The organism is Salinicola salarius (assembly GCF_003206135.1).
Taxonomy (GTDB): domain Bacteria; phylum Pseudomonadota; class Gammaproteobacteria; order Pseudomonadales; family Halomonadaceae; genus Salinicola; species Salinicola salarius.
Map to the genome: position 1 here is coordinate 398,128 of NZ_PZJT01000002.1, position 16,589 is coordinate 414,716.

15 protein-coding genes are annotated in these 16,589 nt (G+C 65.7%); 4 read left to right on the forward strand and 11 right to left on the reverse strand.

The window, feature by feature from the left end:
- Positions 1-72: 72 nt before the first annotated feature.
- Genes DOM32_RS02930 through DOM32_RS02940 form a run of 3 tightly spaced genes read left to right on the forward strand, consistent with a single transcriptional unit; the run spans position 73 to position 1,675 of the window.
- Entirely contained in the window at positions 73-630 is a 558-nt protein-coding gene (locus DOM32_RS02930) for a YqgE/AlgH family protein (RefSeq protein ID WP_071231180.1), read from the forward strand.
- A complete protein-coding gene (gene ruvX / locus DOM32_RS02935; RefSeq protein WP_071231137.1) occupies positions 630-1,100 on the forward strand; it encodes a Holliday junction resolvase RuvX in 471 nt (156 codons plus the stop codon). The genes DOM32_RS02930 and ruvX overlap by 1 nt, the downstream gene beginning before the upstream one ends.
- A gap of 23 nt (positions 1,101-1,123) precedes the next feature.
- Positions 1,124-1,675, forward strand: coding sequence for a cupin domain-containing protein (locus DOM32_RS02940; protein ID WP_071231136.1), 552 nt, complete (start codon positions 1,124-1,126; stop codon positions 1,673-1,675).
- Between the two features lie 90 nt (positions 1,676-1,765).
- On the opposite strand, the gene DOM32_RS02945 is transcribed toward DOM32_RS02940, so the two are convergent.
- The 3 genes from DOM32_RS02945 to DOM32_RS02955 form a co-directional block, all read right to left on the reverse strand.
- Complete coding sequence (locus DOM32_RS02945; RefSeq protein ID WP_110630967.1) at positions 1,766-3,265, reverse strand: aldehyde dehydrogenase; 1,500 nt, start codon at positions 3,263-3,265, stop codon at positions 1,766-1,768.
- Positions 3,262-4,665 carry an aspartate aminotransferase family protein gene (locus DOM32_RS02950; RefSeq protein WP_110630969.1) on the reverse strand — a complete coding sequence of 468 codons (1,404 nt, stop codon included), beginning with the start codon at positions 4,663-4,665 and terminating at the stop codon, positions 3,262-3,264. The genes DOM32_RS02945 and DOM32_RS02950 overlap by 4 nt, the downstream gene beginning before the upstream one ends.
- Positions 4,666-4,765: 100 nt before the next feature.
- Positions 4,766-6,142, reverse strand: a complete 1,377-nt coding sequence (locus tag DOM32_RS02955; RefSeq protein ID WP_110630971.1) for a glutamine synthetase family protein — start codon at positions 6,140-6,142, stop codon at positions 4,766-4,768.
- A gap of 244 nt (positions 6,143-6,386) precedes the next feature.
- On the opposite strand from DOM32_RS02955, the gene DOM32_RS02960 reads away from it, so the two are divergent.
- Entirely contained in the window at positions 6,387-7,139 is a 753-nt protein-coding gene (locus DOM32_RS02960; protein WP_110630973.1) for a gamma-glutamyl-gamma-aminobutyrate hydrolase family protein, read from the forward strand.
- A 76-nt stretch (positions 7,140-7,215) separates the two neighbouring features.
- On the opposite strand, the gene DOM32_RS02965 is transcribed toward DOM32_RS02960, so the two are convergent.
- The 8 genes from DOM32_RS02965 to DOM32_RS03000 form a co-directional block, all read right to left on the reverse strand.
- Complete coding sequence (locus DOM32_RS02965) at positions 7,216-8,529, reverse strand: NAD(P)/FAD-dependent oxidoreductase (RefSeq protein WP_110630975.1); 1,314 nt, start codon at positions 8,527-8,529, stop codon at positions 7,216-7,218.
- A gap of 42 nt (positions 8,530-8,571) precedes the next feature.
- Entirely contained in the window at positions 8,572-9,642 is a 1,071-nt protein-coding gene (locus DOM32_RS02970) for an ABC transporter substrate-binding protein (RefSeq protein WP_110630977.1), read from the reverse strand.
- Between the two features lie 97 nt (positions 9,643-9,739).
- Positions 9,740-11,104, reverse strand: a complete 1,365-nt coding sequence (locus DOM32_RS02975) for a glutamine synthetase family protein (RefSeq protein WP_071231130.1) — start codon at positions 11,102-11,104, stop codon at positions 9,740-9,742.
- A 64-nt stretch (positions 11,105-11,168) separates the two neighbouring features.
- Positions 11,169-12,236, reverse strand: a complete 1,068-nt coding sequence (locus tag DOM32_RS02980) for an ABC transporter substrate-binding protein (protein ID WP_110630979.1) — start codon at positions 12,234-12,236, stop codon at positions 11,169-11,171.
- A 53-nt stretch (positions 12,237-12,289) separates the two neighbouring features.
- Positions 12,290-13,105 (reverse strand): ABC transporter permease, encoded by an 816-nt coding sequence (locus DOM32_RS02985; RefSeq protein ID WP_110630981.1) that lies wholly within the window; start codon positions 13,103-13,105, stop codon positions 12,290-12,292.
- Positions 13,102-14,025: an ABC transporter permease gene (locus DOM32_RS02990; RefSeq protein WP_110630983.1), complete on the reverse strand. Its 924-nt coding sequence runs from the start codon at positions 14,023-14,025 to the stop codon at positions 13,102-13,104. Before DOM32_RS02990 ends, DOM32_RS02985 begins: the two co-directional genes overlap by 4 nt.
- Positions 14,026-14,033: 8 nt before the next feature.
- Entirely contained in the window at positions 14,034-15,173 is a 1,140-nt protein-coding gene (locus tag DOM32_RS02995; RefSeq protein WP_110630985.1) for an ABC transporter ATP-binding protein, read from the reverse strand.
- 29 nt (positions 15,174-15,202) lie between these two features.
- The gene (locus DOM32_RS03000; RefSeq protein WP_071231126.1) at positions 15,203-16,495 is read right to left on the reverse strand and encodes an NAD(P)/FAD-dependent oxidoreductase; all 1,293 of its coding nucleotides are present in this window, start codon (positions 16,493-16,495) and stop codon (positions 15,203-15,205) included.
- Positions 16,496-16,589 lie beyond the last annotated feature (94 nt).

The following is a 16,589-nucleotide window of genomic DNA, read 5'->3' on the forward strand; positions in this document are numbered from 1 at the left end:
CGGGCCGGGCCGCTGCGCGATGCCCGACGGAGCCCTATGTCCACGAACAGGCCAACATCCATGCCTACGCCGATGCAGAGCCTCAAACACTATTTCCTGATGGCGATGCCGCACCTGGAAGATCCCAACTTCGCAGGGACGCTGACCTATCTCTGCGATCATGACGACGACGGCACCCTGGGCGTCATCGTCAACCGCCCCTCGGAGCTGACGCTGGACGGGCTGTTCGAGCAGCTCGATATCGAATCCGAGCCCGGCCCGCACAACGATGTGCTGGTCTACAACGGCGGGCCGACCTACCGCGATCGCGGTTTCATCCTGCACCGTGGCAACGCCAGCGACTGGGATTCCAGCATCCAGGTCGCCGACGGCCTGGCGCTGACCACGTCGATGGACATGCTGCAGGCGATCGCCCAGCGACGCGGCCCGGAGCAGTACCTGGTGACGCTGGGATGCGCGGGCTGGAAGTCCGGCCAGCTCGAGGACGAGCTCAAGCAGAACACCTGGCTGACCGTCGAAGGCGACGCCGCGATCCTGTTCGAGCGCCCGCCGGAGCAGCGCCTGAGCGCGGCCGCCGGCATCCTCGGGGTCGATCTCAACCTGATGACCCGCGACGCCGGACACGCCTGATGGCAGCGGCGATGGATGGCAAGCTGGGCCGGCGTCTTGTCATGGCGTTCGACTACGGCACGCGGCGTATCGGCGTGGCGGTCGGCAACGAGATGCTGTGTTCCGCCAGCGGTCTGGAGCCGCTGACCGCTCGCGACGGGATCCCGGACTGGGTCAAGGTCGAGAAGCTGTTGAAGGAGTGGCAGCCGGATCTGCTGGTGGTGGGGCTGCCGATCCACGACGACGGCAGCGAATCCGAGATGAGCGTGCGTGCCCGCAAGTTCGGCAACCGCCTGCACGGGCGCTTCGGCAAGCCGGTCGAGATGTTCGACGAGCGCGGCACCACCCGCGCCGCCAAGCTGATCGCCCAGGGGCAGGGCCACAAGGGCAACTACCGCGATCGCGGCGTGGATGGCATCGCCGCGCAGTTGATCCTGGAGAGCTGGTTCAACCGCGAGTCGCTTCCGTCCGGTATCCCCGACGTACGGTGACCATCGCCTAAGGAAGAGAATGGATGTCTGATGATGTCGGCGCTCGCCTGCGAGCCCTGAGAACCTTTCGCGGCATCTCCCAGCGAGAGCTGGCCAAGCGCTGTGGCGTGACCCACTCCAGCCTGTCGCTGATCGAGCAGGGCAAGGTCAGCCCCTCCGTCAGCTCGCTGAAGAAGATCCTCGACGCCATTCCCATGAGCGTGGGGGATTTCTTCACCATGGATCTGGAGAACCGCAACCAGGTCTTCTTCGGCGCCGACGAGCTGACCGATGTCGGCGCCGGCGACGTGATCTACAAGCTGGTGGGGGCCAACCGGGAGTCGCGGGCGCTGTCGTTCATGATCGAGACCTATCCGGCCGGCAGCGATACCGGACGCGAGATGATCGCCCATCAGGGCGAGGAAGCCGGGGTCGTGCTCGAGGGGGAGATCGAGATCACGATCGGCGCCCAGACGCGGACACTGGCGCCGGGCGAGGCGTACTACTTCAACACCAACATCCCCCACCGCTTCCGCAACCCCGGCAAGTCGGCCTGCCGGCTCGTCAGCTGCGCCACCCCCGCCAAGACGTTCTGATCGCTCGTGGCGGCCTGCCACGAGCGGCATCGGTTCACGACGACGGTTTCACGACAACGGGTTCATGACGACGGTTTCACGATGCCGGTTTCACGGCGACAACGACATCCAGACGCTCTTGAGCTCGGAGTACTCTGCCAGCGAGTGGTGCGACTTGTCGCGCCCGTTGCCGGACTGCTTGACGCCGCCGAAGGGTACGGTCTGGTCGCCGCCGGCCCAGTTGTTGACGAAGACCTGGCCGGACTGGAGGCGCCGCGTGACCCGCATGATGCGATCGATGTCCTGGCTCCAGAAGCCGGCCGCCAGCCCGTAGTCGCTGTCGTTGGCCAGCGCGATCGCCTCCTCCTCGGTATCGAAGCCGAACACCGACAGCACCGGACCGAAGATCTCCTCCCGGCCGATGACCATGTCGTCGGTGACGCCGTCGAACACGGTCGGGCCGATGAACAGACCCGGCCCGTCGAGGGCCTTGCCGCCCATGCGCAGCCGCGCCCCTTCTTCCACGCCCTGGCGGATGTAGTCCAGCACCCGCTCGTACTGGGTACGGTCGACGATGGCGCCCATGAAGCTTTCCGGGTCCAGCGGATCGCCCGGCTGCATCGATTCGGCGGCGGCGAGCAGCCTGTCGATGAAGGCCTCGCGCACGCTGTTTTCCACCAGCAGGCGTGACCCGGCGATGCAGACCTCGCCCTGGTTGTAGAAGATCGCCTCGGCGGCGTGGCGGGCCACCCGGTCCAGGTCCTTGCAGTCGGCGAAGACGATGTTCGGGCTCTTGCCGCCGCACTCGAGATACACCCGTTTCAGGTTGGATTGACCGGCGTACTGCAGCAGCTGCTTGCCGACGCCGGTCGAGCCGGTGAAGGCGAGGCAGTTGACCTCCATGGACAACGCCAGGGCCTTGCCGACGGTGTGGCCGAAGCCCGGCAGCACCTGGAAAACCCCGCGCGGCAGGCCCGCCTCGCGCACCAGCGAGGCCAGATAGAGCGCGGAGAGCGGCGACTTCTCGGAGGGCTTGAGGATGACGCTGTTGCCGGCGGCGAGCGCCGGGCCGATCTTCCAGGCCGTCATCATCAGCGGGAAATTCCACGGCACGATGGCGGCGACGACACCCAGCGGTTCGCGCAGCACCAAGGCGAGGGTATCGTCGCCGGTCGGCGCCACCTCGCCGTAGAGCTTGTCGATCGATTCGGCCTGGTGGCGGATGCAGCCGATGGCGCCGCTGACATCGCTCTGGGCGCTGTTGATCGGCTTGCCCATGTCCAGCGTGTCGAGCAGGGCCAGCGTGTCGCGATGGCTCTCCATCAGCGCGGCCAGGCGCAGCAGCGCGTGTTTGCGTTCGGTGGGCGCCAGCCGCGCCCAGTCGCCACGCGTAAACGCCGCGCGGGCCACGGCCACCGCCTTGTCGGCGTCGGCGGCATCGCAGCTCGCCACGTCGGCCAGGGTGTCTCCCGTCGCGGGGTTGATCGTGGCGAAGGTCTCGCCGCTCTCGGCCGCCACGAACTCGTCGTCGATGAAGGCGCGTGTCTCGAGGCTGGCGGCAAGGGTGGCGGCCCTGGCCTGCCAGTCGGCCAGCGTTGGCGTCAGGCTCATGTCGTTGTCTCCTTCGTTGCCGAAATGGTGGCCCCCTGGGCCTGCAGCCGGCGTGCGGTTTCGTCCAGCGCGGCCGTCGCCAGCGCGAGCAGTTCGTCGATCTGGGCCTCGGTGATGACCAGCGGCGGCGAGATGATCATCGTGTCGCCCACCGAGCGCATCACCAGCCCGAGCTCGAAGCAGATGTCACGGCAGGTTTCGCCGGCCTTGAGAGACTTGTCGAAACGCGCCCCGGTGGCCTTGTCGGCGACGATCTCGAGCGCGCCGATCAGTCCCAGGGAGCGGGCCTCGCCGATGAGCGGATGCCGTTCTAGCGCCTTCCAGCGCTTCGCCAGATACGGCCCCGTCACCTGGCGCACCTGCTCGACGACGCCTTCGGCCTTCATCAGCCTGAGGTTCTCGAGCGCAACGGCGGCGCAGACGGGGTGCCCGGAGTAGGTGAAGCCGTGATGGAATTCGCCGCCGTCGTCGATCAGCGTCCGGGCGACACGGTCGGCGACCAGCACGCCGCCGATCGGCAGGTAGCCGGACGACAGGCCCTTGGCGACCGACATCAGGTCCGGTTCGAGACCGTAGTGAACGCTGCCGAACCATTCGCCCAGGCGGCCGAAGCCGCAGATGACTTCGTCCACGACCAGCAGGATGTCGTATCGCGACAGCACCGCCTTGATCGCCGGCCAGTAGCTCTCCGGCGGGATGATCGCGCCGCCCGCGCCCTGCACCGGCTCGGCGATGAAGGCGGCGACCTTGTCCGGCCCCAGCGCCTGGATGCGCGCCTCCAGCGCCTCGGCGCAGACCTTGCCGAACGCCTCGGGCGACATCTCTCGCCCTTCGTCGAACCAGTAAGGCTGGCGGATGTGGGCGATGCCCGGCACGCAGGGCCCGCCCTGGGCCTGCATCGGCGCCATGCCGCCCAGGCTCATGCCGGCGACCGTCGAGCCGTGATAGGCGTTGTCGCGGGCGATGATCCACTGCTTTTCGGGCTGGCCCTTGAGCGCCCAGTAGCGGCGCACCATGCGCAACACCGTATCGTTGGCCTCGGAGCCGGAACCGGTGAAGAACACGCGGTTGATATGACCCGGCGCCAGGCCGCAGAGGGTGTCGGCCAGCTCGGCCGCCGGCGGGTGCGTGGTCTTGAAGAAGCTGTTGTAGTAGGGCAGCTGCTGCAGTTGCCGGGTCGCGGCGTCGACCAGCTCCTGGCGGCCATAGCCCAGGTTGACGCACCACAGCCCCGCCATCGCATCCAGGATCTGCCGGCCTTCGTCGTCCTCGATGTAGACGCCGTGGGCGGCGGTGATGAGTCGACTGCCTTCGTCACCCAGCGCCTTGAAATCGGTGAAGGGGTGCATGTAGTGATCGCGGTCGAGCGCCTTGAGTCTTGCGGCATCTGGCGATGTCATGGCGTGCTCCTCCTGGGTGGACGTGCCGGATTTGGGATCGGCGGCGGTGATGCCGTCGTGGTGGCGTCGCTGGCGGTTCGCCGATGTGACGCTCCACGGGTCAGACGTGGCGCAGGTACCAGTCGTACTCGAGCCGGCTGACCACCTGCATGGCGGATGCCCGCTCGGCACGGCGGTTCGCCAGGAACACTTTCAGGAAGTCCTGGCCGAGCGCCTCGTTCAACACCTCGGACCGCTCGAGCAGCTCCAGCGCCCGAGACCAGCTGTTGGTCAGTACCGGGTCGAACTGCTCGTAGGCATTGCCGGTGACGATCTCTTCGGGGGAGATCCGGTTGGCGATGCCGTGAATGACCGAAGCGAGCAGGGTGGCCAGCAGCAGGTAGGGGTTGGCATCGGCGCCGCCGACACGATGCTCGATCCGCCGTGCGGCATTGGGCCCGGAGGGAATGCGCAGGGCCACGGAACGGTTGTCGAAGCCCCAGGTCGGCGCCATGGGAACATAGAGCCCCGGCTGAAAACGGCGGAAGGAGTTGAGGTTCGGGGCCATCAGGGCGACCGATTCCGGCATCAGCCTGAGCAGGCCGCCGATGGCGTGGCGCAGCATCTCGGTGCCCAGCGGATTCTCGTCGGCGGCGGCAAAGACGTTGCGACCGTGGGCATCGAGCAGGCTCATGTGGACATGCATGCCGTTGCCGGCTTCCGCGTCGTAGGGCTTGGCCATGAACGTCGCTTCGAAGCCGTGGTTGACGGCGATGCCCTTGATCAGGCGCTTGAGCAGCACCGCGCTGTCGCACGCCTTGAGCACGTCGCTGCCGTGCACCAGGTTGATCTCGAACTGCCCCGGAGCGCACTCCTTCAGCGCCGTGTCCAGCGGGAGGTTCTGGGTGGCGGCCGCGGCCTGGATGTCGCCCAGGAACCCGGCGTACTCGTCGAGCTCCGAAATCGAATACACCTGGCTCGTGGTCGCGCGTTCGCCGGTTTCCGGCGAGCGGGGCGGCTGCACCCGGCCCAGGTCGTCCCGCGTGCGATCGACGATATAGAACTCGAGCTCCAGCGCGACGACGGCCGTGAACCCCATCGCCTTGAGGCGCTGCACCTGTTGCGCGAGGACGTTGCGCGGGTCGGCGAAGAACGGGCCGTCGTGCTCGTTGCGCATGGTCATCAGCAACTGCCCCTGGTGGCCGTCCCGCAGCCAGGGCGTCGGCATCAGGGTGCCGGGAATCGGGCGGCAGACCTGGTCGCAGTCGCCGATGTCCAGGCCCAGGCCGGTCTCCTCGATCGTGTTGCCGGTGATATCCAGCGCGAAGACCGAGCCGGGGAGATTGATGCCGTTGACGTAGGCCTTTTCGAGATTTTCCCGGGGAATCCGCTTGCCGCGCAGCACGCCATTGAGGTCGCTCAGCAGCAGATCGATGCTATCGATAGCGGGGTGACGCGCCAGGAAGTCACGAGCCTCGTCGACGGGAAGGGAGGACATGATGTCACCTGCGATCGTTTATTATGGTCGTTGATAGTGTTCCGTCTGCCCGGTATTGTTGTCAAATTATTTACGGGTTATTCGCTGAGCTTCCAAGTTGAATTCAGCTGTTTTCATAATTAAGCGTCTGAATTTAAATGGATATATGGCGATGCTTTCATTTCCCAAGACCGGTGCGTGGCAAGAAAGGCAGACCATCACCTGTTGATAAAAACACAACGGATTCCGGTTCCGAGGAGGCATCATGCAGAAGCGTCCCCTGGTTGGTGTCATTGCCTGCCGCCGCGAGGTGGAAGGCCACCCCGCCCACATGGTCACCGACAAATATCTCGGCGCGCTGCGCGAGTACGGGCTGGAGCCGGTCATCCTGCCGGTCTGGCGCGACGGCGACGCTGGCGCTGCCGGCGCGCTGCTGGATCGTCTCGACGGCCTGATGCTGACCGGCAGCTACACGAACGTGCTGCCGAGTCGATACGATGCGGCGCGGGCGCCGGAAAACACCCGGGACGACCTGGATCGCGATCACGCCGCCATGCTGTGGGTGCCGCTGGCACTGGAACGGCGCCTGCCGCTGCTGGGGATCTGCCGCGGCTTCCAGGAGTTCAACGTGGCCCTTGGCGGCACGCTGCATCAGGCCGTCCAGCGTGTGCCCGGCCTGATGGACCACCGCGAGCCGGAAGGATCGAAAGCACAGCAATATGCGCCGAGCCACGAGATCGACATCCGGCCCGGCGGCCGCCTGGCCAGCCTCTACGGCGAGCGCCAGGAAGGGCTGAAGGCGCGGGTCAACTCGCTGCATCAGCAGGGCATAGACCGGCTGGCGGAGGGCCTGTTCGTGGAGGCGGTGGCGCCGGACGGTCTGGTCGAGGCGGTTTCCCTGCCGGAAGCGCCCGGCTTTACCCTGGCGGTACAGTGGCATCCCGAATGGGAGCCCCGGCAGCACGCGCTCTACGATGCGATCTTCCAGGGGTTCGCCCGCGCCTGCCAGCCGCAGTGACGGGCGCTGCCGGCGCTCGTCCGTCCTTGGGCTTCGACCTTCCCGTGCGCCCTGTCGGCGTCTGATGCCGAGGAAGCTAGATGCCGAGCCGGTCGCGTGTCTCGTAGTACCAGGCGCCCAGCGCCGATAGCGGCACGCGCAGCATGCGGCCGCCGGGGAACGGCTGGTGCGGCAGGCCGGCGAAGGCGTCGAATCGCTCGTCACGCCCGGTCATCACTTCGCTGATCAGGCGGCCGGCGAGGTGCGTGCAGGTCACGCCGTGGCCGGAGTAGCCCTGGGCGTAATAGACGTTGTCGTTGATGACGCCGAACTGCGGTAGCCGATTCAGCGTCATCAGGAAGTTGCCGCTCCAGGCGTAATCCACCTTGATGTCCTTGAGCTGGGGGAACGTCTTGAGCATCTTGGGACGGATGACGCCTTCGATATCGGCCGATCCTTCGCTGCCGTAGTTCACGCCGCCGCCGTACAGCAGCCGGTTGTCGCGCGTCAGCCGGTAGTAGTCGAGCAGATAGTTGCAGTCCTCCACTGCCATGTCGTTGGGCAGCAGGCGCCGTGCGAGATCTTCGCCGAGAGGCTCGGTGGTGATGATCTGCGTCCCGCAGGGCATGGATTTTCGCTCGAGCTCAGGCATCACGCCGCTCATGTAGGCGTTGCCGGCCATGACGACGCGGTCGGCCCTGATGGTGCCGCTGGCGGTCCTCAGCGTGACCGGGGCGCCATGCTCGAGGGACAGGACCGGGCTCTGCTCGTGAATCACGCCGCCCAGCGATTCCAGGGCGGCTGCCTGGCCCAGCGCCAGGTTCAGCGGATGAAGGTGGCCGCCGGTGTGATCGATCAGCACGCCGGTATAGCGGTCGCTGCCGACCTCACGCCGGTAGGCGTCGCCTTCCAGCAGTTCGAGCTGATCGTTGCCGTAACGCTGCCACAGCGCCTGATGATGCCTCAGGGCCTCGAGCTGCTTGGTGTTGCAGGCGGCGAACAGGTTGCCGTTGCGCAGGTCGCACTGGATGCCGTAGGTCGCGATGCGCTCGCGGATCACCCGATTGCCCTCGAACGCCATGTCGCCCAAAGCACGAGCCGTCTCGACGCCGTACTTGTCTTCGATCACGTCCATGTCGCGGCTGTAGCTGTTGACGATCTGGCCGCCATTGCGCCCCGAGGCGCCATAGCCGACGCGCGCGGCTTCCAGCACGATCACCTTCAGGCCTTTCTCGGCCAGATGCAGCGCCGACGACAGGCCGGTGAATCCGGCGCCCACCACACACACGTCGCAGCTGACATCGGCCGACAGCGCCGGGCGCGCCGGCGCGGCATTGGCCGAGGCCGCGTACCAGGAGGAGGCGTGTTCGAGGGCGGGTGGCGGGTGTTTCACGTCGGAAGGCGCGGACATCCTGGACTCCATGAATGAAATAACGAAAGGGGTGAAGGCCGATCAGCGGGATCGGGCTTCCGACCACAACTGCTGCAGCAACTGCAACTGCTCGCCGTCGACGGTGGGCGTCAGCGACAGCCGGGAGCGGGTGTCGGCATCGGGCATCACCGGCGGCTCGCGCAGCTCGGCGGTCAGCATCGACTGTGCCGCGGCGTTGGGCGAGGTGTACAGGTTGTAGTTGGAGAGCTGGGCCGCGACGTCGGGGCGCAGCAGATATTCGATGAATTTACGCGCGCTCTCCGGATGGGGCGCCCGGGCCGGGATGGCCATCACGTCCACCCAGCGCTGCGAGCCTTCCTTGGGCACGAAGAAGCCGATATTGCCGTAGAGCTCCGGGTCTTCGCTCTTCTTGCTGGCCAGGTCGCCGTTGTAGGCGATGCCGGCGTGGATGACGCCGCTGGCGATCTGCTCGATGGCGGCGGTGGCATCGACGAAACCGACGAAGTTGTCGCGGGCGCGGGTGGCGATGACCATCTTCGCCGCCTCGACCCATGGCGCCTGCCCGACGCAGTCGAACCCCTCGCCCTGGTAGGCGCAGAGGGTGGAGAAGGTGAACTGGGCATCCCCCTTGAGCAGGGCAAAGGGGTAATCGGCGTTGACGGCGGGATCGTACAGCAGCCCCCAACTGGGGTCCGGGTCGGGGAAGGTGTCGGTGTTGTAGACGATGCCGGTCACGCCCCACTGATACGGCACGGTATAAGTGTCTTCCGGGTCGTAGGCCGGGTGGCGGAAATCTGCCATGATGTTGTCGATGCCTTCCAGTGCCTGGTCGTCCGGCGCGAGCGGCTGGATCAGCCCCGCCCCGATGAGGCGCGGCACGAAGTAATCCGACGGAATGACGATGTCGTACTGGGCGTCGCCGCCGGCGTTCAGCTTGGCCAGCATCTCGGCGTTGGAGTTGTAGTAGTTCTCCACCACGTCGATGCCGGTCTCGGCCTCGAAATTCGCGATGATCTCCGGATCCATGTACTCGGTCCAGTTGAACAGGTTCAGCTGTGGCCGAGCGTCCGCCAGGGCGCTGCCGCTCATCACTCCCGCTGCCATCAAGACCGCCCAGTGCTTCGCTTTCATGGTGCCTCCTGGTTGCCTGTCCGTCGTCTTGCGAATCGTTGTTTCAAGATTCGTCGTCTCTCGTGAGCCGTCTCGTGAATCGTCGTCATGGCCCGGGTCAGACCCGCAGCAGGAGATGCTCGCGTTCCCATGAGCTGATGACGCGGAAGTAGGCGCGGTGTTCCGTGTGCTTGACGGCGAGATAGCTGTTGGTGAAGCGTTCGCCGAGGATCTCCGCCAGGGCGGTACACTCCCGCATGCGATCCAGGGCCGGGCCGATGTCGTCCGGCAGCTTGTTGCCGCTGGCCCAGGCCGAGCCGACCATCGGCGGGCGCGGTTCTATCTGGCCGATCATGCCGAGATAGCCGCAGGCCAGCGAGGCGGCCAGCACCAGATAGGGGTTGGCGTCGGCCCCGGGCAGCCGGTTCTCGACCCGGGTCGCCGCCGGGGTGGAAACGGGCACCCGCAGGCCGACGGTACGGTTGTCCGTGCCCCAGTCGACGTTGATCGGCGCCGAGCCGCTGGCCTCGTGGCGCAGCAGGCGACGATAGGAGTTCACGTTGGGCGCCAGCAGCGGCATGGCGGCCGGCAGATAGCGCTGCAGGCCGCCGATGAAATGGTGGAACAGGGTGCTGGTCTGGCCCTCTTCACCGGCAAACAGGTTGTTGCCCTGGGCGTCGACCAGGCTCTGATGAATGTGCATCGAGCTGCCCGGCTCGTTGGCCATCGGCTTGGCCATGAAGGTCGCGTACATGCCGTGGCGCAGCGCCGTTTCCCTGAGGACGCGCTTGAACATGACCACCTGGTCCGCCAGCGCCAGCGGGTTACCGTGCTGGAAGTTGACTTCCATCTGGCCGGCGCCTTCTTCGTGGATCAGCGTGTCCAGGTCGAGGTGCATCGCCTCGCAGTAGTCGTACATCTCCTCGAACAGCGGATCGAACTCGTTGACCGCGTCGATGGAGAAAGACTGCCGGCTGCTCTCCTGGCGTCCGGTGCGGCCGATCGGCGGCTCGAGAGGATAGTCGGAGTCGATGTTTGTCTTGACCAGATAGAACTCGACCTCGGGGGCGACCACCGGTCGCCAGCCTCGCTGTTCGTAGAGCTCCAGAACGCGCTTCAGCACGTGGCGGGGCGAGAGATCGACCGGCTCGCCCGTCAGGTAGTAGCAGTCGTGGATGATCTGGGCGGTGGGGTCGTCCGCCCAGGGCACCAGGAAGGCGGCATTGGGGTCGGGCACCAGCTCCATGTCCCGTTCCGCGGGATTCCAGAAGCGGATGTCCTCGTCGTCCGGGTAACCGCCGGTGACGGTCTGGATGAAGATGGAGTCCGGCAGTCGCGGCCGCCCTCCGTTGAGATATTTGCTGGCCGGCATGATCTTGCCCTTGAGAATGCCGGTGAGATCGGTCACCAGGCTCTCGACTTCGGTGATGCCGTGCTGCTGAAACCAGTCCTTGAGCGGTGACGATTCCTGGTGGTGACTCATGAGAGTGTCCCGTGTGGTGTCTCTTGGCTGCCGGGCGCAGACCCGCCGCGCCCGGCCGCTGCCGTTATCGGGCCTGGACTTCGGACCAGAGCTGCTGGAACGTCTGCAACTGCTCGCCCTCGAGGCTTGGCGTGAAACGCAGGCGCTTCATCTCCTCCTCGGTGGGCTGGGCGGGGGGCTGCTTCAGCGCCTCGTCGAGATAAGGCTCGGCCGCCGCATTGGGGCTGGCGTAGTAGTTGTAGTTGGACAACTGGGCGCCGATCTTCGCGTCCAGGATGAAGTCGATGAACTTGTGGGCCAGATCCGGGTGCGGGGCGCCGGAGGGGATCATCATGGAGTCCACCCACATTTCGGCGCCCTCGTCGGGAATCGCGAATGCCAGATGCTCGAAGGCTTTCGGATCCTCCCCCTTGAAGTAGAGATAGTCACCGTTGTAGGACATGCCCACGTGGGTCACGCCCCGGGCCAGCTGCTGGAGTGCCGGGGTGCCGTCGGTGAAGCCGGAGAAGTTGTCGCGGCTCTTGGTCTCGATCATCAGCTTGGCGGCCTCGCGCCAGCTGTCCAGCGTGTTGCAGTCATAGGGCTTGCCCAGCGCACCGCAGGCGGCGCCGATGGCCACCTGGCCGTCGCCCATGATCGCGAACGGATAGTCGGGATTGACCTTCGGGTCGAACATCAGCGACCAGCTGTTGGGGGCGTCCGGGAAGGTGTCGGTGTTGTAGACCATGCCCGTCGTGCCCCACTGGTAGGGCGCGGAGTATGCGGAACCCGGGTCGAAGCTCGGGTCCTTGAACTGCTCCTTGACGTTGGCAAGGTTGGGAATCTTCGCGTGGTCGAGCTTCTGGACCAGGCCCGTTTCGATCAAGCGCGGCACGTAGTAGTTGGAGGGGACAATGATGTCGTACTGGGACGCGCCGCCCGCGTTCAGCTTGGCGAACATCTCCGGCAGCGAGTTGTAGTAGTTCTGCACCACCTCGACGTCGTACTTCTGCTCGAACGCCGTGATGATCTCGGGGTCCATGTACTCGGTCCAGTTGAACAGGTAGAGCTTCTCTTCCGCGGCCTGCGCGCCGGTTCCCAATAGCAGGCTGCAGAAGGCAACGGCGGCGGCAGTCTTGGTGTGCTTCGACATGGGCTTTTTTCCTTGTTGTCTCTTCAGTGTTTACCCGCGCGCGGGCTCTCTGGTCAGGATTGACGTTTGCGACTGTGCTGGTTTTTACGGCTGAACAACAGGCTGATCGCGGCGGCTATCGCTACCGCACCGATCATCAGCGTGGCGATGGCATTGATCTCGGGCGACACGCCTTTCTTGATCGCGCCCCATATGTAGATCGGCAGCGTGGCGCTCTCCGGCCCCGCCGTGAAGAAGCTGATCACGAAGTCGTCCACCGACAGCGTGAAGGAGAGAAAGAAGGCGGATATCAGCGCCGGCTTGATGGTCGGCAGCATGAAGTGGACGACGCGCTTGACGGGGGTGGCGTAGAGATCCTTGGCCGCCTCGAACAGCGTCGGGTCGAGCCCGACGAAGCGTGAATAGACGATCAGCGCGACGAACGGAATCTGGAAGGTCACGTGGGCGATGACCATGGTCCCCAGCCCCGGCTGGAGCAGCCCGGTCAGCCGGTGGAACTGGACGAAGAAGGCCATCTCGGAAATGCCGAAAACGATGTCCGGCAGCACGATGGGCAGGTAGATCAGCACGATCAGCCAGCCGAGCTTGCGGTGGCGGTGGCGATACATGCCGTAGCCGATCAGGCAGCCAATGACGAGCGCGATGACCGACGAGCAGATCGCCAGGACCAGGGTGTTGCCGAAGGCGGCCATGATCTGCTCGTTGCCGAGCAGCTGGTGATACCAGCGCAGCGACAGGCCGGTCATGCTGGCGGCGCTGTTGGACGCATTGAAGGAGAACAGCACCACCACGGCCAGCGGCAGGTACAGGAACACCAGCGTGATCCACCAGAAGGCCGTCAGGCAGCGCTTGAGGGTTCGCTTTCTCATATCACCACCTCCTCGCCGCCACCCAGGCGTTTGCCGATGCGCCGCATCGCGAACAGCCCGATGAAGGTCGCGATCAGCATCAGGATCGCACCGGCCGCGCCCAGCGGCCAGTTGGAACCGCCGGAGAACTGGGTGGCGACCAGATTGCCGAGCATCATCGCCTTGCCGCCGCCAAGCAGCTCCGGAATGACGTACATGCCGAAGGCGGGAATCGCGACCAGCACGATTCCGGCCAGCAGCCCCGGCAGCGTCTGCGGGAAGACGGCGTGCCAGAACGCCCGGGCGGGCCTGGCGTAGAGATCCTGCGCCGCTTCGACCTGTGCGGTATCGAGCTTCTCGAAGGCGGCATAGAGCGGCAGCACCATGAAGGGCAGGAAGTTGTATACCAGCCCCAGCGTCACCGCGAAGTTGGAGGGGTACAGGCCCATGTTGGGCGGAATGAAGCCAAGCACTTCGGCCGCGTTGGAGAGCGGCGTGCCGGGTGCCAGCAGGTTCATCCAGCCGAAGGTGCGAATCACCTGGTTGGTCCAGGAGGGCACCACCACCAGCAGGAGCATGATCGGCCGCCACTTCGCCCGGCAGATCGTGATGTAGTAGGCGAGCGGATAGGCCACCAGCACCACCAGTCCGGTCGCGACCAGGGTCTGCCACAGCGAGCGCAGCAGGGTATAGAGATTGCCCGGGCTCCAGCCCAGGAATCCGACTCCGGCCAACTGCTTGAACGAGTTCAGCGACAGCGGCATCTGCGGCAGGCCGTAGGGGCCGTTGGACATGAAGGCAACGGCCATCAGGTAGAGGCTTGGCAGCACCAGGAAGATGACGATCCAGAGGGCACCCGGCGCCACCGTGAACAGGAGATGACGCGCTTCGCGGACCATGCCCTGGCTGCGTCCCATTACCGCAATATTGTTCGTCGACATGTCGGGTCTCACTCGCTCAGGGTCACGAGGTCTTCCGGGGCGACGACGACCGTCACCTCGTCCCCCACGTCCGGTAGCCGCCTGCCACGGTTGTTGACGGTAGCCTGCAGCGTCGTGTCCGCGATACGGATGCGAAATTCCGCATGGCTTCCGCGATAGAGCCGTTCCGTGATGGTGCCGGGCAGATGATTGGGCCCTTCGACGTGGCCCGGCTTGAGATCCAGCGTTTCCGGGCGCATCAGCACCAGCTCGCCCTGGCTGTCCCCGTCCATCTGCAGCGTGCCGATTTCCGTGCTCAGGCGCGAGCCGTCGCGGCGATGGATCCGATACAGGTTGCCGTGTCCCATGAAGCGGGCCACGAAGGCGTTGGCGGGGCGCTCGTAGACCTCCTGGGGCGGGCCGACCTGCTGGATGTGGCCGTCGTCGAGCACGGCGATCCGGTCCGACATCACCATCGCCTCGTCCTGGTCGTGGGTGACGAACACGAAGGTCATGCCGAGCCGCTTCTGGACCCGCAGCAGCTCGACCTGCAGCTGGCTGCGCAGGCCGGCATCCAGCGCCGAAAGCGGTTCGTCCAGCAGCAGCACGTCGGGCTCGCAGACCAGCGCTCGCGCCAGGGCGATGCGTTGGCGCTGACCGCCGGACAGCTGGTCGATACGCCGGTCGACCAGATCTCCCAGCTGGATGAACTGGGCGATCTCCGCCACCTTGGCTTCACGCGCCTTGGCCGCGACACCGCGCATCTTCAACCCGAACGCCAGGTTCTCCCGCACCGACAGGTGGGGAAACAGCGCGTAGGACTGGAACACCGTGTTGACGCTGCGCTGATGCGGCGGGGTGTCGATGACATCCTTCCCCCCGATCGTCAGCTGGCCGTCATCGGCCTCTTCCAGCCCGGCGAGGATGCGCAGCAGCGTCGTCTTGCCACATCCGGACGGCCCCAGCAGGGTGAAGAATTCGCCGGCGTGGATGTCCAGGTCGACCCCCGCCAGCGCAATCGAATCGCGCCCGAACTGCTTGCGTAACCCCTGCATCCTGATCGAGGAAGCGCCGCGCTTGCCTCTCGCCGCCGCATCTGCCGCTGCCACCCGAGCCTCCTCTCGATCCAGGCGCTCGGTGGTGTTCACGGCGTTCGTCAAATCGGTCATTGGGCACTCCTCGTCGTGCTTGCCGCTCGTCACAGCCGGTCGCGAAGCTTGTAGAAATTGGTCGCCAGTACCAGCAGGGGAGTCCGTAACCACCGCCCCCCGGGGAACATCCGGTGGGGCATGGCGGAAAAGATGTCGAAGCGCTCGCTCTGCCCGGCAATGGTCTCGGCCAGCAGCTTGCCGGCCAGCCCCGCCAGCGCCATCCCGTGGCCGGAGTAGCCCTGGGCATAAAAGACATTGGGCGCCAGCCGGCCGAAGTCCGGCGCGCGATTCATTGTGATGGCCACGTCTCCCCCCCAGCGATATTCGATGTCGATCTCTTTCAGCACCGGGAACAGGCGCCGTATCTTGGCGTCGGTACGTGCTTCCAGGCCTCGCGGCGGGCGGCCGTCGTAACTCACCTCCCCGCCGTAGATCAGGCGTCTGTCTCTCGACAGGCGATAGTAATCGAGTACGAAGTTGGTGTCCGACAATGCATCGTTTCGAGGGAGCACCTGGGCGGCCTGCTGCTCGCTCATGGGCGCGGTGGCGATCATGTAGTTGGCTGCTCTCATGATGCGCCCGCTCATCTCGGGCACCAGCCGGTCGCCGTAGGCGTTGGTGGCGATGACCACGTGATCGGCAATGACCCGGCCGCGTTCGGTGACGACGGTGGCCTGCTTGCCGTGTCGAATATCGACCACGGGGCTGAACTGATGAAGGATCGCTCCGGCCTGCTGAGCGGCTCGGGCCAGGCCGAGCGTGTAATTGAGGGGATGCAGGTGGCCGGCTTCGCGCTCCCAGAGCGCCGCCGGGTAGGCATCGGTGACGACGTGCTCGCGCAGCGCGTCGCCTTCTCGCCACTCGAGCCCGTGATAGTCGAAGTCGCGGACCATCCGCTCCTGCCACTGCCGGAGCTCGACGACGTGACGAGGCTTGACCGCGGCGTGGAGGTAGCCCCAGGACATCTCGCAGGGAATCTGGTGCTGATCGACGAGGTGGGCGGTCAGTCTTACGGCTTCACGGCTCATTTCCCAGATATCGCGGGCGGCGGATCGGCCCAGGGCGTTCTCGACGGTGCGTATGTCGGTGCCCAGGCCCGGCAGTATCTGCCCGCCGCTGCGCCCGGAGGCACCGTGCCCCACGTTCAGCGCTTCGAGCAGGATGACGCGGTATCCCTGCTGAGCCAGATGCAGCGCGGCGGAGCAACCGGTAACGCCCGCGCCGATCACGCAGACATCGGCGCGATGATCGCCTTCCAGCGGGAGCGCTGGCTCGAGCTCGACGGCGATGGAGTCCCGGTACCAGGAGGCGGTTGTCGCCGACGACGAATAAACTGTCATAGGAAGTCCGTCTTGGGTTGCGCGCTGCGCTTGTAATTGTTGATTCTGCCATGTCGAAGGGTGACCTGGCTCGCTCAGTGTGTCATCAATGCCG